This window comes from Pseudooceanicola atlanticus (genome assembly GCF_000768315.1).
Taxonomy (GTDB): domain Bacteria; phylum Pseudomonadota; class Alphaproteobacteria; order Rhodobacterales; family Rhodobacteraceae; genus Pseudooceanicola; species Pseudooceanicola atlanticus.
In genome coordinates this window covers 299,261-321,828 of record NZ_AQQX01000002.1, presented here as the reverse complement: position 1 = coordinate 321,828, position 22,568 = coordinate 299,261, and the positions used below count along the sequence as shown (strand labels likewise).

Below are 22,568 nucleotides of genomic sequence, written 5' to 3'. Positions count from 1 at the left end.
CTAGGATCGGCTCGTTCACACAGATTGATCCCGTCCCTGCAGGAGGCCCCGATGACGCAGACCCTCTCCAATGATCCCAGCACGACCGACGCCTCCGAACCGATCCTGCAGGCCGTACCGTCCGCTGTTGCCGCACCCGTCGAAGAGGTGCAGCCGCCCGTGGCCTCCCCCACCTCGACCGATGCCCTGCGCCGGGCCTTCGAGGCCGGGGATTACCCCTATGACAAGCGGATGTCGCGCCGCAGCTACGAGTCGATGAAGGCCAAGTTGCAGGCCGAACTTCTCAAGGTGCAGCTCTGGGCGCAGGAGAGCGGCGAGAAATTCGTGCTTCTGTTCGAAGGCCGCGACGCCGCCGGCAAGGGCGGCACGATCAAGCGGTTCACCGAACATCTGAACCCGCGTCACGCCCGCGTCGTGGCGCTGAACAAGCCGAGCGAGGCAGAAAAGGGCCAGTGGTTCTTCCAGCGCTATGTCGAGCACCTGCCTACTTCGGGCGAAATGGTGCTGTATGACCGGTCCTGGTACAACCGCGCCGGTGTCGAACGGGTCATGGGCTTCTGCGAGCCGACCGAGTACCTCGAATTCATGCGCCAGACGCCGGAACTGGAGCGGATGCTGACCCGGTCGGGCATCCGGCTCTACAAGTACTGGTTCTCCGTCACGCAGGAAGAACAGCGCGCCCGCTTCCTGGCCCGCGAAACCGACCCGCTGAAACGCTGGAAATTGTCACCCATCGACAAGGCCAGCCTCGACAAGTGGGAGGATTACACCGAGGCGAAGGAGGCGATGTTCTTCTACACCGACACCGCCGATGCGCCCTGGACGATCATCAAGTCCGACGACAAGAAACGCGCCCGGTTGAACTGCATGCTGCATTTTCTCAGCTCGATCGACTATCCCGGCAAGGATCACCGCATCGCCCATGCGCCCGATCCCAAGATCGTGTCCACCGCCCATCACGTGATCCACAACAGCGACCACATGCTGGGCACCGCGCTGCATCCCGACCTGCGCCGCGCGCCGTAAGGCGCCGGTCCGGTTGGCTGCCAGCCCACTCCGGTCATTTCTGGACCAGTCAGTCCAGCGCCGCTTCCAGCTTTTCCAGGATCGAGGTCCAGCCCTTTTCATGCCCGTCCCGTGCCTCTTCGGACGGAAAGCAATCGTGGACCAGCCGGACATGCGTGCCGTCCTTGCTGTCCTCGAAGGTCAGGTGAACCAGGCTGTCCGGCGCGGCATGCGGGGAGTTCCAGGTGAAATCCAGCCGCTCCGGCCGGTCGATGACGCGATACTCGCCCCAATGCGGCACGCCCTCGTCATCGGGGCCGCCCTCCATCAGGATGTCAAAGCGCCCGCCCTCGGTCGCATTGTTCTTGACCTTTGCCATGCTGCCCTCTTCGGGGCAGAGGAATATCTGCATCAGTGCCGGGTCCAGCCAGGCGTCAAAGACCTTCTCCCGTTCGGCGGGAATGGTGCGCGACAGGCGCAGGGGCAGATCCAGGGTCATGGTCTCACTCGTTTGCGAAAACAGGCGCGCCGGGCGGCCGCGCCAGGGCGAGGGACCGCCCCGGTTCCATCTGCACCCGCCGAACCGCCCCGGGTCAAGCCTTGTGACGGGCAGGGACGGTCGCCGGTCGGTTTCCGTGGCGACAGGCGACGCCGAACCCAGAACGGGCGAATACAGAAAGGCCAAAAACAAAACGGCGAAAAAAACAAGACGGGCGGACCCTGTCGGACCCGCCCGCTGCCGTCGCCGGTGCTATGGCTTCGACTGTCGTTACCCTTCGCTCCCATGGCCTGATCGGATGGCGGGCCCCGAAAGGCCCACCATCCGTCCGGCGACGTACCGTGGCCTCCTACCGGATCGCCACCGGATTGATGATCATCTGGACGGCGCCGCGCACCTTGGCCTGGCCCAGGACGAACATGAACTCCGTCACGCCATCGGCGGCCATTTCCTCGGTGACCATGTTTTCAAGGATGTAGATCCCGTTATGCGCCAGCAGGATCTGGTGCACCTCGAACACGCCGACGCCTTCCTCGAAGGGCACGGCCTCCAGCCCCCAGGTATCGGCGCCCACGGCGACGACCCCGATCTCGGCCAGGTATTCGGCGCCGGTCTTGCCCAGCCCCGGCTCGACCGAGCCATAGCGGGCCGCATCCCGGGTCTCTTCCTTCAGCAGGTCCAGCCAGCCGGAATGGAACAGCACCACGTCGCCCTCGCGAATCTCCACGCCCTGCTGGTCGGCAGCGGCCATGATGTCCTCGCGGGTATAGGCGGTGCCCTCGTCCAGCATGTCCTGCCCGTAATAGGCGGCCATGTTCAGCAGCACGCCCCGGGTCACGATCGGCGGAACCTTCTCGATGCCCAGCTTGGTCATCCCGTCGGCAGCCACGAAATCCGACCCTTCGAACCCGTTGTAATAGGTGTGATCGACCCCGATATGGCCCAGCCCGTCGATCTGCGATCCGATGCCCAGCCACCCCATGAAGATGTCGTCGTTATAGGTCGTCTCGGTCGGGCCCAGACCGGAATTGTTGACCTGGCCGGGCTGCAGGATCGCGATCGACATCGACCGTGGTGCAAAGGCGGGGACGGAACTGTCCAGCGTCAGGCCCAGCGAATAGGTCTTGCCCTCGGTCACCAGCTCTGCGGCCATTTTTGCCCGCTCCGGCGTCAGCAGGTTGGCCGCGCCGATCTCGTCGTCGGGGCCGTATTTGCTTTCGGTCCAGCTCATGTCGGCATGGCTCTCGGCCAGGGCCGCGCCTGACATCAGGGCACAGGATACCAGCCCGGCCAGGGCCGGTTTCAGAAATATATTCAAGGTTCTCTCCTCCCGGTTTCGCAATGCGGAAATAAGTTCCTCCCGCCGCATCGCTGGGGTGACGTTAGGAAAACTGCCCCGCCTTGTCACGCCGCGCTGCGGCGGCAAGTCGCAGGCGGGCGGGGGGATGCGGATCGTCCGCTTGTGGGCCTCCGCGCCGGCGGGTAGATCAGGGGCATGAGACCCGCATTCCGCCTGACCCTGCCCGCCCTGATCTGGGCGCTGACCGCCGCCCCGGGCGGCGCGCATCCGCATATCTTCGTCGATACCGGGATCGTGGTCGAACTGCAGGCCGACGGCACGATCGGCGCGGTGCAGGTCACCTGGGCCTATGACGATTTCTATTCCCTGCTGGTGCTGCAGGATATGGGCCTCGACGACGATGCCGACGGCACCTTGACCGAGGCTGAAACCGCCCGCATCCAGGGCTGGGACCTGCAATGGATCGAGGGCTATAACGGCGATCTGGTCATGACCGGCCCCGAGGGTGCCGAGGTCACGCTCGGCCCGCCCGAAGACCTCGGGATCGAGGTGGTGGAGGGGCGGATCATCTCCCGCCATCGCCGCATCCTGGCCGAGCGCGTTGTGGCAAAGGGCACGCAGATGCGCGCCTTCGATCCGGAATTCTACACTGCCTATGACATGACCCGTGGCGTCACCCTGACCGGTGCCGCGTCTGCCACCGCCCCCTGCGAGGCGCGGATCATCGCCCCCGATCAGGACGAGGCCTACCGCGAGGCGCAGGAGGTCATGGCCGCCTTCCCCGAAACCGCGACGGATGTGCCGCTGCTGGGCCATCTCTTCGCCGAAACGGTGACGATCGCATGCGCGCCGCAGGATTGATCCGCTGGCTGCCGCTGGCGCTGATCCTCCCGGTGGTGATCTGGCTCTGGTGGGGCGGCGGCATGACCCAGATCGAGGCCTGGGCCGCCGCCGGCCAGCGTGACGCCCAGAATGCGCTCGCCCGCACCCTGCGCGCCCTGCGCACCGGTGAACCGGGCGCGCTGGCGGGGCTGATGGGCGTGGCCTTCCTCTATGGTCTCTTCCACGCGGCAGGGCCGGGCCATGGCAAGCTGCTGATCGGCGGCTACGGCATGGGGCGGCCCGTGGCGGCGACCCGGTTGGCGGGGCTCGCGCTGCTTTCCAGCCTCGCGCAATCGGCCACGGCGGTGCTGCTGGTGCTGGCCGGGATCGGCCTGCTGGGCTGGACCCGCGACCGCGTCACCGGGCTGGCCGATACCACGCTGACGGCGATCTCCTACCTGGCGATTGCCGGTGTCGGCGCCTGGCTGGCCCTGCGAGGGCTACGCGCCCTGACCCGCAGCCGCGCGGCCCATGCGCCTCATCACCACCACGATCACGATCACCACCATGATCACGCCCACGGTCCCGATTGCGGCTGCGGCCATGCCCATGCCCCCACGCCCGAAGACGCCGCCCGGGTCCATTCCCTGCGCGACGCGCTGGCCCTGATCGGCGCGATTGCCGTGCGGCCCTGTACCGGCGCGCTTTTCCTGCTGATCATCTCCTGGCGGATGGACATCCTGCCCGCGGGCATTGCCGGGACCTTCGCCATGGGGCTGGGCACGGCCTCGATCACGATCCTCGCGGCCTTCGCTGCGGTGACGCTGCGCCGCTCCAGCCTCGACCGGATCGGGCAGGCGCTGCCCGACGCGACCCAGGCCGCGCGCGCCGCCGCCCTGACGGAACTGGCCTTCGGGGCGCTGATCTGCGCCATCGCGGTCTCTCTCGCGCTCCGCGTGCTCTGAGGCGCGCGCCCCTGCTTCATCTTGCCGGAAATACTCCGGGGTGAGGCCGCAGGCCGAGGGGCAGCGCCCCTCCGACCCGGCCGCCGCCCGCGGGAAACGTCCGATCCAGACGCATACCCGACCTTGCCGAGCCTGCAAGCCGCGCCCCTTGCCGCGTCCGCGCGCCCGACATAAGGGGGGACATGGCCACCCAGAATCCATATCGCAAACATGCCGCGGCGCTGATGTCGCTCGGCCTGCCGCTGATCGGCTCGCACGTGGCGCAATTCGCCATCACGCTGACCGATGCGATGATGCTGGGCTGGTACGACGTCACCGCGCTGGCGGCGCAGGTCTTGGCGGGTGGGTTCTTCTTCGCGATCTTCATCACCGGGTCGGGCTTTGCCTGGGCCGTCACCCCCCTCGTCGCCGAGGCCGAGGCCAAGGGCGATGAAACCCAGGCCCGCCGGGTGACGCGCATGTCGATGTGGCTGGTGGTGCTCTTCTCGCTGCTGCTGCTGGCGCCGATGCTGTCCGCTGGGCCGATCCTGCGCGCCACGGGGCAGGAGCCCGACGTGGCGCGGCTGGCGGACAATTACCTCGACATCGCGGGCTGGGGCATCGTGCCGGCGCTGATCGTCATGGTGCTGAAAAGCTACCTCTCGGCGCTGGAGCGGACGCGGATCATCCTCTGGATCACCCTGGCCGCGGTGGTCGTCAATGCCATCGCCAATGCGCTGCTGATCTTCGGCCTCTTCGGCTTCCCCGAGCTGGGCATCCACGGCGCCGCCATCGCCTCGACCATCACGCACCTGGCCTCGATGCTGCTGCTGGTGGCCTATATCCGCCGCACATTGCCGGAACATGCGCTGTTCCAGCGCCTCTGGCGCCCGGATTGGGAGGCCTTCTTCCGGGTCTTCCACCTTGGCGCGCCGATCGGCCTGACCACCCTGTCCGAGGTCGGGCTGTTCACCGCTTCCTCCTTCATGATGGGGTGGCTGGGCGCCGGGTTCCTGGCGGCGCATGGTATCGCGCTGCAGATCATCTCGGTCGTCTTCATGATCCATGTGGGCCTGTCCAATGCGGCCACGATCCGCGCGGGCCGGGCGCTTGGGGCGGCGGATTGGCAGGGGCTGCGCGACGGCGCCGTGACGGCCATCGCGCTGTCGGGCATGGTCGTGGCACTGACCATCGTGCTCTTCCTCGCGCTGCCCGAATCGATGATCGGCCTGTTCCTCGATCCCGGCGATCCCAAGCGTGACATGGTCATTGCCATCGGCGTGCCGCTGCTGGCGGCGGCGGCCCTGTTCCAGACAGGCGACGCGGCGCAGATCATGGCCGTGGGGCTGCTGCGCGGGGTGCAGAACACCCGCGTGCCGATGCTGATCGCGGTGGTCAGCTACTGGGTGATCGGGGTGCCGGTGGCCTATGGCATGGGCTTCGGCCTGGGCTGGGGCGGGGTCGGTATCTGGCTGGGCCTGGCCGCCGGTCTGGCCACGGCGGCGGTGCTGCTGATGCTGTGGTTCTGGCGCCGCGTCTACCCCGAGCTCGTCCGCCGCGACGCCGCCCTGCCACCCGATCCGCCGGTCCAGACACCGCCACTGGGGCCGACCGGTAGCTGAGGGGTGGGTCGGCGCTGCCCGGCGGTGCCGCCGGGCGGGACCACGATCAGCGTATTGCCATGGGGTGGGATAGTTGAGCCGTCAAAAGGCGGTCGAGAGCTTGTCTTCGTTGCAGGCAAAGGCGTCACATCGCTCTGAACCGCCAGCCGCTTGCAAACAGCCCCCTCAGGCCATGCCGCGTTCCTTCAGAACCCGGTCCGCCTTCTTGCGCACCAGCACCGTGCGCAGGTCGTGCATGGACAGCAGAAGCGCGTCGGTCACCAGCTCCAGCTGGTCTTCGGTGGCCTTGGTCTGCGCCCAATGGGCCGTCTGGTTCAGCACGTCGACCGAGCGGAAGATGTCGTCGATATCCCGCGCCGCCAGCGTCTCGACCCGGTCCTGCATCCATTCCTTGATCGCGGCGACATCCTCGTCGGTCAGGGCGCGGTCGCCATGCGGCTTGATCTCGCCGTTGCGGATGTTGATGACCGCGATCTGTTCCATCTCGATCCGGCGCGCGCGGTCGGCGGCGTGAACGCGGAAGGCAAAGGCGCCATTGTCGCGGACGCGGAAATAATACGGGGGCAATTCGCCAGCCATGTCAGGGTGCTCCGTTTTCGAGGCAACGTAGAAGAGACCCGTCCAAGTCCACAAGGGCGAACATGCGGGGCGCGTCGGGAATATCCAGCAGGCCCGTCAATCGCGGGATGTGTTGCGAATCCCCGGACAATCCAAGCGTGCGAAACTCGGCCAGAAGTGCATCCAGATTGTCGACCCGCAGGCAGGCGCTGAACCAGCTCTCGCGCGGGTCGAGGTCGGGATGCGGGAAGAATTCCAGCTCCATCCCGCCGCGGGTCAGGATCATCCAGCCCTCATTGCGAAAGGCCCGGCCAAAGCCGAGCCTTCCGTAAAACGCTTCCGTCGCATCGAAATCGCGCGAGGGCAGGTTGGCGCTGATGCGGTCCCCCTTGGGGATCATCAGCTCAGCCCGGCGCAGAAATCCTGGATGCGGGTGCAGGCTTCCTTCAGCGCCTCGTCCGAGGTCGCGTAGGAGACGCGGAAGTTCGGCGACAGGCCGAAGGCCGCGCCAAAGACGACGGCGACGCCCTTGTCCTCCAGCAGCGCCTTGGCAAAGGTCTCGTCATCCTCGATCACGGTGCCGCCGGGGGTTGTCTTGCCGATCAGGCCGGCGATGGAGGGGTAGACGTAGAACGCCCCTTCCGGCACCGGGCAGGTGATCCCCTCGATCGCGTTCAGCATGTCGCAAACCAGGTCGCGGCGGCGCTTGAACGTCTCGTTGTTGGGGGCGATGAAATCCTGCGTGCCGTTCAGCGCCTCGACTGCCGCCCATTGCGAGATGGACGAGGGGTTCGACGTCGATTGCGACTGGATCTTGCGCATCGCACCGATCAGCTCTTTCGGGCCGGCGGCATAGCCGATGCGCCAGCCGGTCATGGCATAGGCCTTGGACACGCCGTTGACCGTCAGGGTGCGGTCATAAAGCTCGGGCTCGACCTGGGCCGGGGTGCAGAACTTGAAATCGTCGTAGGCCAGGTGTTCGTACATGTCGTCGGTCATGATCCAGACATGCGGATGCTTCTTCAGCACGTCGGTCAGCGCCTTCAGCTCGTCCCAGGAATAGCCCGCGCCGGTCGGGTTGGACGGAGAGTTGAAGATGAACCACTTGGTCTTGGGCGTGATCGCCGCGTCCAGCTGGTCTGCGGTGATCTTGAACCCGGTCTGCAGCTGACCTTCGACGAAGGTCGGCTCGCCGCCCGCCAGCAGCACCATGTCGGGATAGGACACCCAGTAGGGCGCGGGGATCAGAACCTCGTCGCCGGGGTTCAGCGTGGCCATCAGCGCGTTGTAGAGCACCTGCTTGCCGCCGGTGCCGACGCTGACCTGGGCGGGTTCGTAATCCAGCCCGTTATCGCGCTTGAACTTGGCGCAGATCGCCTGTTTCAGCTCGGCGATCCCGTCGGGTGCGGTGTATTTCGTTTTCCCGTCATTGATGGCCGCAATTGCAGCAGCCTTGATGTTCTCGGGCGTGTCAAAGTCGGGCTCACCGGCGCCAAGACCGATCACGTCCTTGCCGGCCGCCTTCAGCTCTGCGGCCATGTTGGTCACGGCGATGGTCGGCGACGGTTTGACGCGGGACAGCGTGTCGGAGAGGAAAGGCATCATGGGCCCCCGGATTTGAGTTTCGGTCGGCTCTGTCATAGAAGCAAAGGGCCAAGCCGTTCAAGCGGGAACGGCGGAAAGGGTTTTGAGATGACGGATCAGGTTGCGGAAGAAGCCGGTGCCGGCTGGTTTGCGGCGGAAAGCGCGACGTTCGGGGATCGCCTGGCGGCGGCCCGCGAAGCGGCGGACATGACCCAGGGCACCCTGGCCAAGCGTCTAGGGGTCAAGCTGACCACCGTGCGCGGCTGGGAAGACGACGTGTCCGAACCGCGCGCCAACAAGCTCTCGATGCTGTCGGGATTGCTCAACGTGTCGCTGCCCTGGCTGCTGACCGGCGAGGGCGACGGCGTGCAGCCTCCGGGCGAAGGGGCGGATTTGCCGCAGGACATCGCCGCGATTCTGGGCGAGATTCGAGAATTGCGGGCCGATTTCTATGCCCGGGCGGATCGGCTCGGCATCCTCGAAAAACGGCTGCGCGCGAAACTCAAGGACGAGCTCTGAGGGCCAAGTGACCGAACCGTTTCCCAGCAACGAACCCCGTGCCACGCGCGTGCGCCGGATGCGCATGCGCTCCATGCGGCGCGGGATCAAGGAAATGGACATCCTGATGATGCGCTTCGCCGAGGCGCATCTCGACACGCTCGATGATGCTGAACTGGACATGTACGACCTTGTCCTGTCGCAGAACGACCAGGACCTCTACCAGTGGGTGACGGGGCAGATCCCCGCGCCCGCGCAGATCGCGCCGATGATCGACCGCATCGCCAATGCGGCTTCTGACGATCCGGTTGCAAAAAGACCTGTCTGACTTAACTTTTTCTTGGTTTTTTTGCCTCAATTTCCTCTCCGAGCAGCACGTGACGGAGACGGAAAACCACCATGGCACTGCAGGAACATACGCCCATGCCCGCGGCAGAGCAGGCATTCATGGCAAGCTATCTGGATGCGCTGGCGCTGGTCGAACGGCTGCACCGGCTGTTGCTTGACGTGATCAAGGATGAATTCGAACGCGTCGGCGTGTTGGAGATCAACGCGGTGCAGGCGCTTCTGCTGTTCAACATCGGCGATAACGAGGTGACGGCGGGCGAACTGAAATCGCGCGGCTATTACCAGGGCTCGAATGTCAGCTACAACCTGAAGAAGCTGGTCGAGATGGACTACATGCATCACCAGCGCTGCGAGATTGACCGCCGCTCCGTCCGGGTGCGGCTGACCCCCAAGGGGCGCGAGATTCGCGATATCGTCTCCGGCCTCTTCGAACGGCAATCGCGCGAATTGTCCGAACGCGAAATTCTCGACACGGGCGGGATTGACCTGATCGCAGCCTCGCTCCGCCGTGTCGAACGGTATTGGTCCGACCAGATCCGCTACATCTACTGAGCGGGGCCTCGGCCACAGGAATATTCCGGTACACCCGGGATGGTGTCTGTCCAGAACGGACTTTGGGAATGGATGCAGACACATCCAAAGGGGTCATCGCCCGAGCGATGACAATGTGAGTAGAAGGCACTGGGCCGGGATGGGGATCCCGGCCCTTTTCCGTTTCGGGACAATTTTCTGGACAATGATTGGCGCTGGAGAGGGGCTGCCGGGGCGCAGGCCGTACCAAAGCCCACGCCAGGAATCAGCCCGCGTAGAAGACGGTAGTCCGGAAAGGGTCAGCCTGAAGAAAGGACAGTCGTAAGAACGCCACTGGATCAAACCGGGCGGCCGAAAAGCGGTTCAGCGCCCGGCGGGCCGGACCTCCGACACCGCCACGACCTGCAATTCGCGCAGCAATTTCCGCACCATGGCGGCTTCGAAATCCTCGAACCCGTTGGCGGTTTCGGTAAAGGCGTCGCGCCCGTGCAGCACGTAGGCGCGGTAATAGGCCACCAGTTCTCCGATCCCGGGGCTGCGGCCCTCTCCGGCGGTCGGCACGGCCTCTCCGATGATGAGGCCGTTCACCGTGACCTCGCCCATCCCCTTTGACACCGGGCCGGGCGTCGGGCCGGTATTGGACTTGCCGTCGCCGGACACGTCGATCACCTGCCGCCAGCACTCGGACTGTCCGGCCATCTCGGCCGCACCGCGCAACAGGGCCGATCCGATCGCGGTGGAAAAATCCGCCTCGACCCGTGCCGTCCCGCGCAACACGCCCGCAACCGACACCAGATCCGCCGCGCCCGTAACCTCCCGCCAAGGCAGGATCATCCGCTGGAAACCGGGCCCCGACCATTCCATCACCGCCAGCCGCACCGGTGCCTGCGGCATCGCCTCGAAGGCCGCGATGACCTGCGGGTTCACCAGCGCCGCCGCCAGCCCGTCCAGCTGCAACCGGTATTCACGGGCATCGACCGATCCCGACACGTCCAGCGCCAGCAGCAGCGCCTGTCGGCATGATGCGGCCGCCGCGCCCGCCCAGAGCGACGCGACCAGCCCCAGCAGCCAAAGCGCGCGCCTCAGCCGGGGAACCATCCGTCCTCCTGCAGCCAGCCGACGGACAAGCCGTTGATTTCCCGAAATAGCTTGCGGACCATCGAATCCTCGAAATCGTCGAAGCCGAGCGCGATTTCGACAAAAGAGGCAGGGCCGCGCATCACCTCGTTCAGGTAGTAATCGACCAGCGCCGCGTCGCGCCCCTCGACCACCAGCCCGTTCACCGTGACCTCGTCGAAGGGGAAATTGGCATAAGCCAGTTCGGGGCCGAACCCCTCGTTGTTGATCCCGTCGCCCGACACGTCGATCACCTGGCGCAGGCATTCCGGCCCGCGTGACAGCATCCCCGCGCCGAAGCCCAGCGAATAGCCAAGCGCCGTGGGCCAGTTGGAATAGGATCGCTGGGTCCGCGCGATCGTGGCGACCGCGCCGTCGATCGCCCCATGGCTGTCCAGCATGGTCCAGTCCAGCACGATCGTCTGGTGGTAACGCCCGCTCCATTCGTAGACGGCGATGGCGACCTCGCCGGGGGCGCCCTCAAGGATCGCGCGGCGGATCAGCGGGCGGTTCAGCGCGGCGGCCAGGCCGTCGCGCTGCAGCGTGTATTCCGTCTCGTCGACGGAGGCCGAGACATCCAGGGCCAGCAACAGCGCCAGCCTGCATTCCGCCCCGGCCGCCAGCGGCCAGAGCGTCAGGCACAGCGCCGAAACCGCGCCCCGGACCATCGGCCGGGTCACCAATGGCCCGTATTCTCCATGCTGGCCCAGGGTTCCTGCGGGGGCAGCTTGTCGCCCGCCTGCAGCAGCTCGACCGAGATATTGTCGGGCGAGCGGACAAAGGCCATGTGCCCGTCGCGCGGCGGGCGATTGATCGTCACGCCGTTATCCTGAAGGTGCTGGCACATCTCGTAGATGTTATCGACCGCATAGGCGAGGTGGCCGAAATGGCGGCTGTCGGAGGGCAGGCCTTCGTCCCCGTCCCAGTTGTAGGTCAGTTCGACCGGGCAATCCTCCTGTCCCGGAGGGGCCATGAAGATCAGCGAGAACCGGCCCTGTTCGCTGTCCATCCGGCGGGTTTCCTTCAGGCCCAGCAATTCGAAAAAGGCCATCGTGCGTTCCAGGTCCTTCACCCGGACCATGGTGTGCAGGTAACGCGTCGTCATGAGGGAACCTCGTCTGTACTGTCAGTTTTGCTCCGGCGGCGTCATGCCCGTGCCGGTCCCGACATACGATAGCGGACTGCGAGGGGCTGTCGAGCGGTCGCGCGGTCAGAAAGTCGACCGGATGCCGAAACCCACCCCGTATTCCTCGTAATCGAAGAACGAGATGTTGGAGTGGTTGCGCGAATAGGTGACGCTCAGCGTCGGCGCGAAGCCCATGTAATCAAGCTGTTGGAAAAACAGCTCTCCGCTCAGGACGGTGCTGCGATCCTGCCGTTTGTCGGCGCCATAGACGGCGCGGTCATAGAACCGGGCGCCGTGGCTCAGTTGCAGCGACGGGGTGGCGCCCGCGATCTTGCCCTCGGGGACGAACCGCATGGCCAGCGTCACCGCATCGGCTGCGATCTCACCGGATTGAGAGGTCGTGTCGCTGACCGCCAGGCTGAAGCTGACCTGCCCCGCGCCCTCGATCCGCTGCGCCCAATAGGCCTGACCCCTGACGATATCGGCGGACCGGATCGGCCGGTCCAGCCGCTCCTGCCGTTCGTAACCGATGCCATATCCCAGCCGCGCGCCCGTGGGCAGGCGATGGTCGCGGTTCAGCTCCAGCCCGACGGTTTCGGCCAGCGGCTTGCCGCCCCGCCAGGTCCGGCCCAGGGTCAGCTCTGCCCGCGTGGCAGCGGCCCCCTTGGCATCGGGCAGGGTGACACCGGCGCTGGCGGTCAGGCGGGTCAGGGTGAAATCCTCGGCCCGCGCCGTGGGCACGGCGGCCTTGGCATCGTTGGACAGGGTAAAGCGGGTGTCGTCCAGCTCCAGCCCCAGATGAAACAGCGGCGCGCCGCGCTTGCGCTGACCGAAGGTCCGCTTGATCGACAGGTTGGTGCCGTATTCGACCCCGGACAGCGGCACCGCCGTGGGGTCGACGAAGACGTAATTGCCCAGCCGGTAGGTGTTCGTCGTCGGCCCGCCATTGATGTTGGAGGAGGGCTGCACCGAAAAGCGCAGCTTCGCGCTCCAGGGGTTGCGGGCCTCGACCTGGCGAAACTGGTTCTTCGCGGCCTGTTCATAGCGCGGGTTGTCGGTGACCTGCCCGGCCCGCCGCAGCCACCATTGCGACAGGGCGTAGTTTTCCTGCGCGGCCAAGGCCTTGGACACGACCAGAGCAGAGGCAAAGCGTTCGTCGGGCGTGTCGGCCAGGCGATAGGCCTTGCGCGCGGCAAAGGCCGACCGGGCGGGCGCGCCCAGCTGGTATTCGGCGCGGGCCAGGATCAGCAGCGCTTCGATATCCTCGGAATCGGCCTGCACAAGGCGGATGGCGATCTTCTGGGACAGGCCCGGTTGCCCGTCGCGCAGCAATTGCCCGGCCACGGCCCGCGCCTGGGCGGGCGTCAGTGCGGTGCCTTCGTTGCCCTGCGCCCAGCCGGGGGTGGCCAGGCTCAACGCCAGCGCGGTGAGGCAGGCGAACAGCCGGGAACGGGATGAGATGCCCATGGCTCTGCCTCGCGGCTCAGCTGTCCGGTTCCCGTTCGGTGACGATCACGCCGATCTCGCGGGCATTGCCGTCGGCGGTAAAGATCTCTTCCTGATCTTCCGACGTGATCGTCGCATTGGCCGGAATGCCGAACCGGTCCGCGGCCAGGTAGCCGACGGTTTCACCCACAGTGACCGTGTTTTCCACGGCTTCGCGGTTGTCCTCGTTCAGGCCGCTGGACGTGCCCGTTTGGGTCACTGTCTCGAAGACCGGATCGCCCGAGACGGGGTCCACGGCCTGCACGCCGGTCGCCGGGTCGATGACCGGGACATCGACATCGGCGGTCCAGTTCAGCACTTCATAGGTCACCAGCTGCACCTCTGACGGGCCGTCGATCAGCACATGGCTGCCCATGCCTTCGCCCTCGGCCCCGGCGATGATGCCCTCGTAGGTGCCGGTATCGCGCACCTCGCCTTCCGGGTCGCGGGTCGAGGCGCCGCCCTCGGTAAAGGCACCGGTATCCACGTCGAAGGCGACCTCGTGCAGGTAGAGCGCGGGCAGGGGGTGCCGCGACGTGCCGTCGCCGGTGGTCCGCTGACGGTTGGTCACGACGCCGGCAATGGCGCCGATCACGGTGCCGTCGCCCTCGGGGTCCAGAACGTCCAGCACCAGCCGGGCGTCGCCCGTCACCGTGTGCAAACCGCCCAATTCATCCTTCTGGCGCACCCCTGCATAGGTGCCGAGATAGACATATTCGCCGACGCCGCCGGGCAGGTTGTAGGTCGTGCGCCGGATATTGGCGCCCGCATTGCCATACCCATCGGGGTTCCACTGGGCATCGCCCACGGCGGTGCCTTCCAGGTCGTCGGTGCTGATATAGACCGCGTAATGCTTGACCTGACCGGTTGTGCCGGTCTGGCGGCTGCCATAGACGGGCACGCCGTTCTGGGTCCGCTCCTGGTCATAGATGCCATCCGGCCCGTCGAAGGGGATGTTGTAGATGACCAGCTTGTTGTTGATCGAATCGTATTCGACATCGTTCATCACGAGGCCGGAGCTCGCGTCGAAATTGAACAGCGAATTGCTCGTCTCGGGGTCCGTGGTATCCACGACCTCTTCGTCGATTTCAGGGATTTCCATGAACGGGTTGGTCGACCCGCAGGCCGCCAACAGGGCGACAAGCGACAACGGGAGTGCGGAACGCCTCAACATCGAAAACTGCCTCTCAGATCGTGGGGTCTGATGCCCCTTTGCGTCGCAGGTTCCGGCCAATTGGGTAAAAAGTCAAGGATTCAAGGGGGTTTCACCGCATTCCTCATGCAGGTGCGGCAGGATTGTCCCTACTTTATCTAGCGGTTCAAATCCGGCTCAACACAAGATAATCTGCGAAGGGACTCATCTAGCCCTAGGGGGAAGGTTTCGACATGCGCCAATATCTCGACGCTCTGCAGACCGTACTGGATCACGGCGAACGCTCCAGCGATCGCACCGGGACCGGCACGATCTCTCATTTCGGGATGCAATGTCGCTATCCGCTGGCCGACGGCTTCCCGCTGGTGACGACCAAGCGGCTGCACCTGAAGTCCATCGTGCACGAATTGCTGTGGTTCCTCGCCGGGGACACGAACATCGGGTACCTCAAGGAAAACGGCGTTTCGATCTGGGACGAATGGGCCGACGAGAACGGCGATCTCGGCCCCGTCTACGGCGCGCAATGGCGGCGCTTTCCGGTGGTCGACACGACCGGCCCGCAGCCGGTGATCGGCGAGGTCGACCAGATCGCCAAGCTTGTCGACCAGATCAGGAAGACCCCCGACAGCCGCCGCCTGATCGTGTCCGCCTGGAACCCCGGTGAGATCGACCAGATGGCGCTGCCGCCCTGTCACACGCTCTGGCAGGTGCGCATCATCGGCGGCAAGCTGCACCTGCAACTTTACCAGCGATCGGCCGACATGTTCCTGGGCGTGCCGTTCAACATCGCCTCCTACGCGCTGCTGGCGGTGATGCTGGCCCATGTCACGGGGTATGAGCCCGGCGATTTCGTGCATTCCATCGGCGACGCGCATATCTACCTCAACCACATGGAGCAGGTCGAAACCCAGCTGGCCCGGACCCCGCACCCCCTGCCGACGCTTCGGCTGGCCCGCGACGTGCCCTCGATCTTCGATTTCTGCTACGAGGACTTCATCTTCGAAAATTACGTGCATGACGCCGCCATCAAGGCACCGGTGGCCGTCTGATGCTGACCCTGATCGTTGCCCGCGCCCGCCACGGTGCCATCGGCCGTGACGGGGACATCCCCTGGCACCTGCCGTCCGACCTGCGGATGTTTCAGCGCGAAACCCTGGGCGGCGCGCTCGTCATGGGCCGTGCCACCTGGGAAAGCCTGCCGGTCAAACCGCTCAGCCGCCGTCTGAACATCGTCGTGTCGCGCGACAGCACGCTGACCGACCATGTCGTCCCGGATGTCGAAGCCGCGCTCGCCCTGGCCCGGGCCGAGGGGTATCACCGCGTCTACGGCATCGGCGGCGCGGGCATCTACGGCGCGCTGCTACCCCTGGCCGATCGCCTGATGCTGACCGAGGTCGACCTCGAGGTCCCGGATGCCGATACCTACTTCCCCGATTTCGACGAAACGGAATGGAATGAGCTGGGCCGCGCCACCGTCACCGGCGAGGGTGTGACCGGCGTGGTGCGGGAATTGCTGCGCTGATCGGCGCGGCCATGGCCCATGCGCGAAACCGACGCCCGCACCGACGTAATACCGACGTGATACCGACGTAAAACCGATCCGCCTTCCGACCCCGGTCGTATCCCTTTCGAATGTCCCGGAGTCACCATGCAAATTCTCGTTCTCTACTTCACCACCGCCCTGTTTTTCCTGGGCCTCGACGCAATCATGCTGAAGAACGTGATGCGGCCCCTGTTCGAAACCCGCATCTCCTCCCTGCTGCTGGACGATTTGCGGCTGGTTCCGGCCGCGATCTTCTATCTCTTCTACGTCGGGGGGCTGGTCTGGTTCGTGTCAATCCCGGCGTTGAAAGGCCAGTCTTTCCAGGCGTTTACCAATGGCGCCCTGCTGGGGGCGATGGCCTACGGGACCTATGAATTCACCAATTACGCCACCCTGCGGGACTGGGCGCCCAAGATGGTCATCGTCGATGTCGCCTGGGGGACCCTGCTGACCGGATCGGCGGCCCTGGTGGGGGTGCTGATCACCAACTGGCTCTTTCGTACCACAGGGTAACGCAAAAGGCGCAATCAGGTTTTGCGTTTCACCGTCAAGGTGTTAAGCTTTTGTCAGACCGCCAGAAGGCAAAGATTTGACGAGGGCTCACGAATGAAGACTTTGATGTTGACCGCAGGACTGGGCCTGATGGCCCTTGCGGCGCCCGCCGCGGCGGAACCCGTGCTGTTCACCTATCCCGCATCCGCCAATTACTGCCCGTCCGGCCTTCAGCCGATTGTGCTGAACGGCGTGATCTGCTGCGGTACGCCCAATACCCACGCCACCTATTCCGATTGGAACCGCCACCCGGTCCAGCGCAAGAAATACTACGCGCCGCGCGCCGAATACGGGTCGAAATCACCGGGCGGATATACCGGGTCGAAATCCCCGCAATACTGATCTTCATTCCGAAAGATCGCGAATTTTCAAAGGCGTGTCCGGAAACGGGCGCGCCTATTCTTTTGCGCCGGGCGCGGACGCATTCGATTCTCGCAACGCATTCATAAAACTGTTACACTGGGTGAAACCAAGAAAAGGCAGGCCCAGTTTGATCCGAGCATTCATTCTGACACTCCTCTTCGCCGCGCCCGCCGCGGCCAATCCGATTGCCGATGTCATCTGTGATGACACCCCTCGGATGAAGACCAAGCTGGAACGTCAGTTGCGCGCGGAAAAACAGTCCATCGGTCTCAGAGGGCCCGAACAGGTGGTCGAGGTCTGGACCGACGAACGCGGTGACTGGACGATGGTCATCACCTATGCCTCAGGCAAAAGCTGCATCGTCGCCATGGGCGAGGCCTGGACAGACCTGCCCCGCAAGGACCCGGCCTGAGCCCAGGCCGAGTGCGGAAATAATGATTTTTTACAGAAGCTTGAGGTCGGCTGCCATCTGGCGTCCGTCACGCCCGTCCTGCAGCTCGTAGCCGACTTTCTGGTTGTCCGCCAATCCGGTCAGTCCGGACCGCTCGACCGCGGAAATGTGAACGAATACGTCTTTTCCGCCTTCTTCGGGTTCGATGAACCCGTATCCTTTGGTTGTATTGAACCACTTAACGGTGCCCGTCGGCATGCCGCGTCTCCTTATTGTCTTCGCCCCGCGGAATTGCGGGAAATGACACGGAAACCAGCCTGTCCGCTCTTCGGGTCGGACGGATCCAAACACCCGTGTCATACAAAAGAAGGTGCATATGCCATGTAAAAAGCAAGCAAAACTGGGGTGAAACTCTTCGAATTGTTACCTATCTGAACATAAACGGTTCACGAAAAAGGCTGTAATGGAACTCTTTGGGCTAAAAAACTGCGACACGTGCCGGGCTGCGCGCAAGGCACTTCCTGATGCAACATTCTCGGATGTCAGGGATTCGCCGCTGCCGTCACCGATTCTGGATCGCGCGCTCGAGGTCTTCGGGGATGACCTCGTCAATCGCCGCTCCACCACCTGGCGCGGCCTCAGCGAGGAAGAGCGGGCGCGTCCGCCCCGCGACCTGCTGGGCGAACATCCCGCGCTGATGAAGCGCCCGCTGATCGTGGATGGCGATACGATGTATCTGGGCTGGACCGCGGACACTCGCAAATCTTTGAATGTAAAGGCTTAACGGATGCGCAACGCGGCACTGATCCTGGGGCTGATCGGCGGGCTGATGGGGCTGGTCGTGGGGCTGTTCAGCTATGGCTACACCGCTGCCATCGACCATTTCGGAGAGGTCGATGGCCTGTTCCAGCAGGTCGCCAATGTCGAGGCGATCCGCGTGGCCGCCGTTGTCTCACCCATCCTGGCGCTGGCCGGGGCAGGGATGGCCCGGGCCAACGCGCTGGTTGGCGGGGTGCTTCTGCTGGTGTCGGTCGCGGGGATGTATATGGGCTTTGGCTACGGGTTCTTCACGCTCTTCCCGATGGCCTTCTGCGGGGCTGCCGGCCTCATGGCGCTGGCTGCGGGGAAGCCGGACGAGCCGAAGTCGCATTTCTGAAGACCACGCGGTCCAGCGACAGCACACCGCCGCCCATCACCACCAGCGTCAGCAGCAGGTAGACCCAGAACGCCCGCTGGTCGAGGATCAGCGCATCCGGCGTCTTGTCGAACCACGCCCCCAGGGTTTCCGCATGTTCGATCGCGCCGTGACCGTAGAGGTCGGTCAGGCTCTGCACCGCGATGAACCCGATCATGCCAAGCGCCGAAAGCCGTGTCAGCAACCCCACGACGATCAATGCGGGCAACAGGAATTCCGCCCACATGCCCGCCACGACAACTGCCCAGTGCAGCACACCCAGTTGCGACGCGTCATAGCCGACCGCCTCCATCTGACGGGGGAAGATCTGCGCGTAGGCGCCCAGAGACGGCGAAAAGAGCCCGAAGACACCGTTACCCATCTTGGTCAGGGCCGAGCTCCAGAAATATTGCAGCAGCACGGCGGCAAAGGTCAGGCGGGCGAGGATCGGCAAGACCGGGCTGAGCCGTACGAGCGGGGTGGTGGGATCGGTCATGGCATGGTCTCCGGCTGTGGTGGGGTCAGGCTTCCGGTCTGCAGCAGCAGGCCAAGGATGCGTGTGGTGTCGTGGTCCGGTTGCGCGGTCAGCGCCTGTTCCGCCACCTGGCCCAGCGGCGCGCCGTCCGACAGGGCAGCGACAAAGGCCGCGTCGCCGGGCATCAGCAGATGCGGCTCCGGGTCGTAATCGGGGCGGGCGATCAGGATATCCTCGGGCCGGTTCGCGGCTTGCGGGGCAGACGGGTTCATCGCCTTCCGCCAGATCGACAGGGCCGGCCAGTCGGAGCGTAACAGCCGCATAGCCGGGGCCAGTCCAAAGGTCGACGCCGACAGGTCCTCTGCTGCCATCGCGGCCAGCGCCGTCCCATCGAGCGGCACCGCGTCGGCGGCGTGGTAGGACAGGCGCAACCCGTATTCCAGCCGCGCCACATCCGCCAGCCACCGCATCCGGGCCAATTGCGGCGCGGCGTCCAGGAAGCCCGGCAGATCCGCCCCGAACTGCGCCATGACCGGCGAGGCCGGGGGATGCTCCCGCAGGTAGGCCCCGGCCATGCCGCGGAACGTGTCGTCGCCCAGAAGGCGATGACAGGCGGGAAAGCCTTCGATCAGCGCCTCGGTCAGGCTGACGGCCACGTTGTTGCGATAGACGGCAAAGCGGCGACCGGCAGCGCGACCCGCCCCGTCGGTCAGGCCCGGCGGCACGGGTGCGGACGGGTCCAGCAGGGCCGCGTGAAACCCCGTCTGCCCGGTCATGCCGCCACCCGGTTCGCGGCACGGGTGAGGGCGGTTTCGCCGCGCCGCGCCTCGGCCGCCAAGGTCGGCCAGTCGGGCACGTCGGTATCCCATTCGATCAGCAGGGGCGCAGGGCCCAGCCGGGCCAGCACGTCGTCCAGAAGGGTCCAGACCGGGTCGGCGACCTCGCGCCCGTGGCTGTCGATCAGCAGGGGAGCGCCATGGTCATCTTCGTCCTCGTCATGGCCGCCCAGGTGCAACTCTCCGACGCGATCCATCGGGAAGTCGGCGACGTATTGACGGGCATCGAGGCCAAGATTGGTGGCCGAGACGAAGACGTTGTTCACGTCCAGCAACAGCCCGCAGCCGGTGCGGCGCGAGACCTCTGCCAGGAACTCCGTCTCGCTCATCGTGCTGTCGGTGAAGGCCAGGTAGCTGGAGGGGTTCTCCAGCAGCATCGGCCGCCCGATCGCATCTTGCAGGGCATCGATATGGTCGGCGACGCGGGTCAGCGTGGCGGCGTTGTAGGGCAGGGGCAGGAGGTCGTTCAGGAACGCGCCGTCATGGGTCGACCACGCCAGGTGTTCCGAGAAACTGGCCGGGTTCAGCCAGTCGCACAAGTCTTTCAGCCGGGCCAGGTGGTCGGGATCAAGCGGCCCTTCGCCGCCGATCGACAGGCCAACCCCATGGACCGAAATGGGAAACCGCTCCGCCAGGTGGCGCAGCTGGGCGATCGGCCGTCCGCCGGCGCCCGTGTAATTCTCCGCATGGATTTCCAGCCATCGAACCGGGGCGGCGTCGTCCAGGATCGCGGCGTAATGCTGCGGCTTGTAGCCGACGCCGGGCCCGTGGGGCAGTTTGGTGATGCTCATGATGTCCTCCGGTTCCTGGTGAGGCGCCCTGCGGCGGGGCGCCGGATGCGGTTGGCGGGCCGGACGAACCGGCCCGCAACCTGGTCTGGATCAGCCGTCCATCGGCAGGTCACGCTCAAGCGCTTCCAGGCTGCCCATCTTGCCTTCCGGCAGCATCACCTCGGTGCCGTCGGCCAGCACGGGCATGGCGGATTCGCAGGTGCCTTCTTCGGCCAGGGTCCAGGCGTTGCCCTGGTAATCGACTTTGGACGTCCCGGCGCAGGTCGTGCCCGGGCCAGCGGCGCAGTCGTTCTTGCCGGCCATCGAGATGCCGTAGCACTTGACGTTGTCGGCAGCGGCAGCCGTGGATGCGACACCGACGGTGCTGACGGCTGCGGCGAGGGCGGTGAGGATCAGGGCCTTGTTGGTCATGGGAACATAACTCCGTGTTGTTGCGCCGGGCTGGCGCTGTAAGGTTGCGGCGCCTATCGTGGCGTCCGTGCCTCTCCTTTCGCGGGGCAGGGCGGGGTCGTTACACGGCTCACGAACGAGTGATGAAATGAAGGATTTTCGCGAGCGGCTGTAACGTTTCGGTCCCGGGCGCGAATGGAGAGGGGAATGTCGGATCGCAATGAACGATGGGGCGATCTGCTGCGCCGGGGGCTTGGCGGAGACGCCACGGCCTATGCCGCCTTCCTGACCGGGATCACCCCGGTGCTGCGCAATATCGTGCGCGCCCGGACCGGCGGTGCCGAGGACGTGGAGGACATCCTGCAGGAGGTCCTTCTTGCGGTTCATGCCAAGCGCCATACATGGCGTGTGAGTGATCCGGTGACGCCATGGCTCTATGCCATTGCGCGCTACAAGGCGGCGGATGCCGGTCGGCGGCGCGGCAAGGTCGGAACAGAGGTCGATATCGACGACCTGGCCGACATCCTGCCCGACGAGGGGGGTGAAACCACCGCGGCCCGCGACCTGGCTGCGTTGCTGGACCGGATCGACGACCGTTCCGCGCGGATCGTGCGGGGCGTCGGGATCGAAGGGCTCAGCGCGCAGGAGGTCGGCACCGGGCTGGGCATGAGCGAAGGCGCGGTGCGGGTCGCCTATCACCGCGCCATGGTGCGGCTGAAAGACCTGGCCGAGGCCGAAATCGAAGACTGAGATTGAGAACGGAAACGGGTGTGACCCTGGGATGAAAACGGATGATCTGATCACCATGCTGGCACAGGATGCCGCGCCGCCGCCGGGCCCTTCGGTCGAACGGCGCGCGTGGGCTGGGCTGGCGCTCGGGTTTGTTGGGGCGCTGGTGCTGTACCTTCTGGTGCTGGGGCCGCGGCCCGATCTGCTGGGGCATATGGCCGATCCGCTGGTGCTGGCCAAGATGGGGCTGCCGCTTGCGTTGTTCGCCCTGGCGCTGGTGTTGGCCGTGCGCACGGCCCGGCCAGGCGCCGGCGCCGGCCGCACCGGCTGGATCGTCTGGGCCGTGCCCGCGCTGGCGGTTCTGCTCTTCGGCTGGAGCTTTGCGGTCACCCCACCGGCCGAGCGCTGGCGCGATTTCATCGGCCATTCCATCCCGATCTGCCTGCCCGCGATCACCGTGCTGTCGCTACCGATGACGGCGGGCCTGCTGGCCGCATTCCGGCGCGGTGCCCCGGTGCATCTGCGCCGCACGGGTGCGATGGCGGGGTTGGCTGCGGCGGGCCTGTCGACGGTGATCTACTCGACCTTCTGCACCGAGGATTCGCCGCTGTTCTACGCCACCTGGTATTCGCTGGGCATCCTCGCTTCGGCGGCGATCGGGGCCTGGGCGGCGGGACGCTGGCTGCGCTGGTAACCGCCTCCGCACGCGGCGCCTCTTGAAGCGGGCCCTTGA

At 65.5% G+C, this 22,568-nt stretch carries 31 protein-coding genes; 16 read left to right on the top strand and 15 right to left on the bottom strand.

Going from position 1 to position 22,568, the window contains the following annotated elements; genetic code table 11:
- The first annotated feature begins 51 nt into the window (after positions 1-51).
- Positions 52-1,026 carry a polyphosphate kinase 2 gene (gene ppk2 / locus ATO9_RS05740; RefSeq protein WP_052418132.1) on the top strand — a complete coding sequence of 325 codons (975 nt, stop codon included), beginning with the start codon at positions 52-54 and terminating at the stop codon, positions 1,024-1,026.
- A 49-nt stretch (positions 1,027-1,075) separates the two neighbouring features.
- Here ppk2 and ATO9_RS05735 read toward each other — a convergent pair whose 3' ends face one another.
- Positions 1,076-1,504: an SRPBCC family protein gene (locus ATO9_RS05735; protein ID WP_043746576.1), complete on the bottom strand. Its 429-nt coding sequence runs from the start codon at positions 1,502-1,504 to the stop codon at positions 1,076-1,078.
- A 349-nt stretch (positions 1,505-1,853) separates the two neighbouring features.
- The gene (locus tag ATO9_RS05730) at positions 1,854-2,822 is read right to left on the bottom strand and encodes a cyclase family protein (protein WP_238318671.1); all 969 of its coding nucleotides are present in this window, start codon (positions 2,820-2,822) and stop codon (positions 1,854-1,856) included.
- A 177-nt stretch (positions 2,823-2,999) separates the two neighbouring features.
- Between ATO9_RS05730 and ATO9_RS05725 the strand changes: the two genes are divergently transcribed.
- The 3 genes from ATO9_RS05725 (at position 3,000) to ATO9_RS05715 (ending at position 6,192) form a co-directional block, all read left to right on the top strand.
- On the top strand, positions 3,000-3,665 hold the full coding sequence (locus tag ATO9_RS05725) for a DUF1007 family protein (protein WP_043746572.1): 666 nt from the start codon (positions 3,000-3,002) through the stop codon (positions 3,663-3,665).
- Positions 3,647-4,591: a nickel/cobalt transporter gene (locus ATO9_RS05720; protein ID WP_043746569.1), complete on the top strand. Its 945-nt coding sequence runs from the start codon at positions 3,647-3,649 to the stop codon at positions 4,589-4,591. Before ATO9_RS05725 ends, ATO9_RS05720 begins: the two co-directional genes overlap by 19 nt.
- 182 nt (positions 4,592-4,773) lie before the next feature.
- Positions 4,774-6,192 (top strand): MATE family efflux transporter, encoded by a 1,419-nt coding sequence (locus tag ATO9_RS05715; protein ID WP_052418131.1) that lies wholly within the window; start codon positions 4,774-4,776, stop codon positions 6,190-6,192.
- A 165-nt stretch (positions 6,193-6,357) separates the two neighbouring features.
- On the opposite strand, the gene ATO9_RS05710 is transcribed toward ATO9_RS05715, so the two are convergent.
- From ATO9_RS05710 to ATO9_RS05700, 3 genes are read right to left on the bottom strand one after another with little or no spacing between them, the layout of a single operon-like run.
- Positions 6,358-6,771, bottom strand: coding sequence for a hypothetical protein (locus ATO9_RS05710; protein WP_043746566.1), 414 nt, complete (start codon positions 6,769-6,771; stop codon positions 6,358-6,360).
- Between the two features lies 1 nt (position 6,772).
- Positions 6,773-7,150: a bleomycin resistance protein gene (locus ATO9_RS05705; RefSeq protein WP_043746564.1), complete on the bottom strand. Its 378-nt coding sequence runs from the start codon at positions 7,148-7,150 to the stop codon at positions 6,773-6,775.
- Positions 7,150-8,352, bottom strand: a complete 1,203-nt coding sequence (locus ATO9_RS05700) for a pyridoxal phosphate-dependent aminotransferase (protein WP_043747374.1) — start codon at positions 8,350-8,352, stop codon at positions 7,150-7,152. Before ATO9_RS05700 ends, ATO9_RS05705 begins: the two co-directional genes overlap by 1 nt.
- Positions 8,353-8,442: 90 nt before the next feature.
- Between ATO9_RS05700 and ATO9_RS05695 the strand changes: the two genes are divergently transcribed.
- The 3 genes from ATO9_RS05695 to ATO9_RS05685 all read left to right on the top strand — a co-directional run bounded on the left by ATO9_RS05695 (position 8,443) and on the right by ATO9_RS05685 (position 9,732).
- Positions 8,443-8,853, top strand: coding sequence for a helix-turn-helix domain-containing protein (locus tag ATO9_RS05695; RefSeq protein WP_043746561.1), 411 nt, complete (start codon positions 8,443-8,445; stop codon positions 8,851-8,853).
- Positions 8,854-8,911: 58 nt separating this feature from the next.
- Complete coding sequence (locus tag ATO9_RS05690) at positions 8,912-9,160, top strand: succinate dehydrogenase assembly factor 2 (protein WP_238318682.1); 249 nt, start codon at positions 8,912-8,914, stop codon at positions 9,158-9,160.
- Between the two features lie 71 nt (positions 9,161-9,231).
- Complete coding sequence (locus ATO9_RS05685; RefSeq protein ID WP_052418130.1) at positions 9,232-9,732, top strand: MarR family winged helix-turn-helix transcriptional regulator; 501 nt, start codon at positions 9,232-9,234, stop codon at positions 9,730-9,732.
- A gap of 342 nt (positions 9,733-10,074) precedes the next feature.
- On the opposite strand, the gene ATO9_RS05680 is transcribed toward ATO9_RS05685, so the two are convergent.
- From ATO9_RS05680 to ATO9_RS05660, 5 genes are all read right to left on the bottom strand, one after another.
- Positions 10,075-10,809: a DUF1194 domain-containing protein gene (locus ATO9_RS05680; RefSeq protein ID WP_043746555.1), complete on the bottom strand. Its 735-nt coding sequence runs from the start codon at positions 10,807-10,809 to the stop codon at positions 10,075-10,077.
- Positions 10,794-11,507, bottom strand: coding sequence for a DUF1194 domain-containing protein (locus ATO9_RS05675; RefSeq protein ID WP_337588271.1), 714 nt, complete (start codon positions 11,505-11,507; stop codon positions 10,794-10,796). Before ATO9_RS05675 ends, ATO9_RS05680 begins: the two co-directional genes overlap by 16 nt.
- Complete coding sequence (locus ATO9_RS05670) at positions 11,504-11,932, bottom strand: VOC family protein (RefSeq protein WP_043746552.1); 429 nt, start codon at positions 11,930-11,932, stop codon at positions 11,504-11,506. Before ATO9_RS05670 ends, ATO9_RS05675 begins: the two co-directional genes overlap by 4 nt.
- 105 nt (positions 11,933-12,037) lie before the next feature.
- Positions 12,038-13,420, bottom strand: a complete 1,383-nt coding sequence (locus tag ATO9_RS05665) for a surface lipoprotein assembly modifier (protein WP_043746549.1) — start codon at positions 13,418-13,420, stop codon at positions 12,038-12,040.
- A gap of 16 nt (positions 13,421-13,436) precedes the next feature.
- Positions 13,437-14,612: a hypothetical protein gene (locus tag ATO9_RS05660; RefSeq protein ID WP_156127800.1), complete on the bottom strand. Its 1,176-nt coding sequence runs from the start codon at positions 14,610-14,612 to the stop codon at positions 13,437-13,439.
- Positions 14,613-14,824: 212 nt separating this feature from the next.
- Here ATO9_RS05660 and ATO9_RS05655 point away from each other — a divergent pair, with 212 nt between their 5' ends.
- The 5 genes from ATO9_RS05655 to ATO9_RS05635 all read left to right on the top strand — a co-directional run bounded on the left by ATO9_RS05655 (position 14,825) and on the right by ATO9_RS05635 (position 17,461).
- A complete protein-coding gene (locus ATO9_RS05655) occupies positions 14,825-15,640 on the top strand; it encodes a thymidylate synthase (protein ID WP_043746543.1) in 816 nt (271 codons plus the stop codon).
- On the top strand, positions 15,640-16,113 hold the full coding sequence (locus ATO9_RS05650; protein ID WP_043746540.1) for a dihydrofolate reductase: 474 nt from the start codon (positions 15,640-15,642) through the stop codon (positions 16,111-16,113). The genes ATO9_RS05655 and ATO9_RS05650 overlap by 1 nt, the downstream gene beginning before the upstream one ends.
- A gap of 126 nt (positions 16,114-16,239) precedes the next feature.
- Complete coding sequence (locus tag ATO9_RS05645) at positions 16,240-16,647, top strand: DUF2177 family protein (protein WP_043746537.1); 408 nt, start codon at positions 16,240-16,242, stop codon at positions 16,645-16,647.
- Positions 16,648-16,752: 105 nt separating this feature from the next.
- Entirely contained in the window at positions 16,753-17,028 is a 276-nt protein-coding gene (locus tag ATO9_RS05640; protein WP_238318670.1) for a hypothetical protein, read from the top strand.
- 148 nt (positions 17,029-17,176) lie between these two features.
- Positions 17,177-17,461 carry a hypothetical protein gene (locus ATO9_RS05635; protein ID WP_043746534.1) on the top strand — a complete coding sequence of 95 codons (285 nt, stop codon included), beginning with the start codon at positions 17,177-17,179 and terminating at the stop codon, positions 17,459-17,461.
- A 30-nt stretch (positions 17,462-17,491) separates the two neighbouring features.
- Here ATO9_RS05635 and ATO9_RS05630 read toward each other — a convergent pair whose 3' ends face one another.
- Positions 17,492-17,698, bottom strand: coding sequence for a cold-shock protein (locus tag ATO9_RS05630; protein WP_043746531.1), 207 nt, complete (start codon positions 17,696-17,698; stop codon positions 17,492-17,494).
- A gap of 205 nt (positions 17,699-17,903) precedes the next feature.
- Here ATO9_RS05630 and ATO9_RS05625 point away from each other — a divergent pair, with 205 nt between their 5' ends.
- Together ATO9_RS05625 and ATO9_RS05620 are read left to right on the top strand one after the other, a co-directional pair.
- On the top strand, positions 17,904-18,224 hold the full coding sequence (locus ATO9_RS05625) for an ArsC/Spx/MgsR family protein (RefSeq protein WP_043746528.1): 321 nt from the start codon (positions 17,904-17,906) through the stop codon (positions 18,222-18,224).
- Positions 18,225-18,227: 3 nt separating this feature from the next.
- On the top strand, positions 18,228-18,596 hold the full coding sequence (locus tag ATO9_RS05620; protein WP_043746525.1) for a hypothetical protein: 369 nt from the start codon (positions 18,228-18,230) through the stop codon (positions 18,594-18,596).
- Here ATO9_RS05620 and ATO9_RS05615 read toward each other — a convergent pair.
- The 4 genes from ATO9_RS05615 to ATO9_RS05600 all read right to left on the bottom strand — a co-directional run bounded on the left by ATO9_RS05615 (position 18,547) and on the right by ATO9_RS05600 (position 21,127).
- On the bottom strand, positions 18,547-19,110 hold the full coding sequence (locus ATO9_RS05615; protein ID WP_043746522.1) for a DoxX family protein: 564 nt from the start codon (positions 19,108-19,110) through the stop codon (positions 18,547-18,549). The genes ATO9_RS05620 and ATO9_RS05615 overlap by 50 nt on opposite strands.
- Complete coding sequence (locus ATO9_RS05610) at positions 19,107-19,865, bottom strand: HvfC/BufC N-terminal domain-containing protein (RefSeq protein WP_043746520.1); 759 nt, start codon at positions 19,863-19,865, stop codon at positions 19,107-19,109. Before ATO9_RS05610 ends, ATO9_RS05615 begins: the two co-directional genes overlap by 4 nt.
- Entirely contained in the window at positions 19,862-20,716 is an 855-nt protein-coding gene (bufB, locus tag ATO9_RS05605; protein WP_043746517.1) for an MNIO family bufferin maturase, read from the bottom strand. The genes ATO9_RS05610 and bufB overlap by 4 nt, the downstream gene beginning before the upstream one ends.
- 90 nt (positions 20,717-20,806) lie before the next feature.
- Positions 20,807-21,127 carry a BufA1 family periplasmic bufferin-type metallophore gene (locus ATO9_RS05600; RefSeq protein WP_043746514.1) on the bottom strand — a complete coding sequence of 107 codons (321 nt, stop codon included), beginning with the start codon at positions 21,125-21,127 and terminating at the stop codon, positions 20,807-20,809.
- Positions 21,128-21,313: 186 nt separating this feature from the next.
- On the opposite strand from ATO9_RS05600, the gene ATO9_RS05595 reads away from it, so the two are divergent.
- Both ATO9_RS05595 and ATO9_RS05590 read left to right on the top strand, forming a co-directional pair.
- Positions 21,314-21,856 (top strand): sigma-70 family RNA polymerase sigma factor, encoded by a 543-nt coding sequence (locus ATO9_RS05595; RefSeq protein WP_043746511.1) that lies wholly within the window; start codon positions 21,314-21,316, stop codon positions 21,854-21,856.
- Between the two features lie 31 nt (positions 21,857-21,887).
- Positions 21,888-22,529 (top strand): NrsF family protein, encoded by a 642-nt coding sequence (locus tag ATO9_RS05590; protein WP_043746508.1) that lies wholly within the window; start codon positions 21,888-21,890, stop codon positions 22,527-22,529.
- Positions 22,530-22,568 lie beyond the last annotated feature (39 nt).

What these genes read in the sequence shown, in the direction of transcription:
- ppk2 (WP_052418132.1), top strand. Translation starts at nt 52, where the DNA reads ATGACGCAGACCCTCTCCAATGATCCCAGCACGACCGACGCCTCCGAA.
- ATO9_RS05735 (WP_043746576.1), bottom strand. Translation starts at nt 1,504, where the DNA reads ATGACCCTGGATCTGCCCCTGCGCCTGTCGCGCACCATTCCCGCCGAA.
- ATO9_RS05725 (WP_043746572.1), top strand. Translation starts at nt 3,000, where the DNA reads ATGAGACCCGCATTCCGCCTGACCCTGCCCGCCCTGATCTGGGCGCTG.
- ATO9_RS05720 (WP_043746569.1), top strand. Translation starts at nt 3,647, where the DNA reads ATGCGCGCCGCAGGATTGATCCGCTGGCTGCCGCTGGCGCTGATCCTC.
- ATO9_RS05715 (WP_052418131.1), top strand. Translation starts at nt 4,774, where the DNA reads ATGGCCACCCAGAATCCATATCGCAAACATGCCGCGGCGCTGATGTCG.
- ATO9_RS05710 (WP_043746566.1), bottom strand. Translation starts at nt 6,771, where the DNA reads ATGGCTGGCGAATTGCCCCCGTATTATTTCCGCGTCCGCGACAATGGC.
- ATO9_RS05705 (WP_043746564.1), bottom strand. Translation starts at nt 7,150, where the DNA reads ATGATCCCCAAGGGGGACCGCATCAGCGCCAACCTGCCCTCGCGCGAT.
- ATO9_RS05700 (WP_043747374.1), bottom strand. Translation starts at nt 8,352, where the DNA reads ATGCCTTTCCTCTCCGACACGCTGTCCCGCGTCAAACCGTCGCCGACC.
- ATO9_RS05695 (WP_043746561.1), top strand. Translation starts at nt 8,443, where the DNA reads ATGACGGATCAGGTTGCGGAAGAAGCCGGTGCCGGCTGGTTTGCGGCG.
- ATO9_RS05690 (WP_238318682.1), top strand. Translation starts at nt 8,912, where the DNA reads ATGCGCATGCGCTCCATGCGGCGCGGGATCAAGGAAATGGACATCCTG.
- ATO9_RS05685 (WP_052418130.1), top strand. Translation starts at nt 9,232, where the DNA reads ATGGCACTGCAGGAACATACGCCCATGCCCGCGGCAGAGCAGGCATTC.
- ATO9_RS05680 (WP_043746555.1), bottom strand. Translation starts at nt 10,809, where the DNA reads ATGGTTCCCCGGCTGAGGCGCGCGCTTTGGCTGCTGGGGCTGGTCGCG.
- ATO9_RS05670 (WP_043746552.1), bottom strand. Translation starts at nt 11,932, where the DNA reads ATGACGACGCGTTACCTGCACACCATGGTCCGGGTGAAGGACCTGGAA.
- ATO9_RS05665 (WP_043746549.1), bottom strand. Translation starts at nt 13,420, where the DNA reads ATGGGCATCTCATCCCGTTCCCGGCTGTTCGCCTGCCTCACCGCGCTG.
- ATO9_RS05660 (WP_156127800.1), bottom strand. Translation starts at nt 14,612, where the DNA reads ATGTTGAGGCGTTCCGCACTCCCGTTGTCGCTTGTCGCCCTGTTGGCG.
- ATO9_RS05655 (WP_043746543.1), top strand. Translation starts at nt 14,825, where the DNA reads ATGCGCCAATATCTCGACGCTCTGCAGACCGTACTGGATCACGGCGAA.
- ATO9_RS05650 (WP_043746540.1), top strand. Translation starts at nt 15,640, where the DNA reads ATGCTGACCCTGATCGTTGCCCGCGCCCGCCACGGTGCCATCGGCCGT.
- ATO9_RS05645 (WP_043746537.1), top strand. Translation starts at nt 16,240, where the DNA reads ATGCAAATTCTCGTTCTCTACTTCACCACCGCCCTGTTTTTCCTGGGC.
- ATO9_RS05640 (WP_238318670.1), top strand. Translation starts at nt 16,753, where the DNA reads ATGTTGACCGCAGGACTGGGCCTGATGGCCCTTGCGGCGCCCGCCGCG.
- ATO9_RS05630 (WP_043746531.1), bottom strand. Translation starts at nt 17,698, where the DNA reads ATGCCGACGGGCACCGTTAAGTGGTTCAATACAACCAAAGGATACGGG.
- ATO9_RS05625 (WP_043746528.1), top strand. Translation starts at nt 17,904, where the DNA reads ATGGAACTCTTTGGGCTAAAAAACTGCGACACGTGCCGGGCTGCGCGC.
- ATO9_RS05620 (WP_043746525.1), top strand. Translation starts at nt 18,228, where the DNA reads ATGCGCAACGCGGCACTGATCCTGGGGCTGATCGGCGGGCTGATGGGG.
- ATO9_RS05615 (WP_043746522.1), bottom strand. Translation starts at nt 19,110, where the DNA reads ATGACCGATCCCACCACCCCGCTCGTACGGCTCAGCCCGGTCTTGCCG.
- ATO9_RS05610 (WP_043746520.1), bottom strand. Translation starts at nt 19,865, where the DNA reads ATGACCGGGCAGACGGGGTTTCACGCGGCCCTGCTGGACCCGTCCGCA.
- bufB (WP_043746517.1), bottom strand. Translation starts at nt 20,716, where the DNA reads ATGAGCATCACCAAACTGCCCCACGGGCCCGGCGTCGGCTACAAGCCG.
- ATO9_RS05600 (WP_043746514.1), bottom strand. Translation starts at nt 21,127, where the DNA reads ATGACCAACAAGGCCCTGATCCTCACCGCCCTCGCCGCAGCCGTCAGC.
- ATO9_RS05595 (WP_043746511.1), top strand. Translation starts at nt 21,314, where the DNA reads ATGTCGGATCGCAATGAACGATGGGGCGATCTGCTGCGCCGGGGGCTT.
- ATO9_RS05590 (WP_043746508.1), top strand. Translation starts at nt 21,888, where the DNA reads ATGAAAACGGATGATCTGATCACCATGCTGGCACAGGATGCCGCGCCG.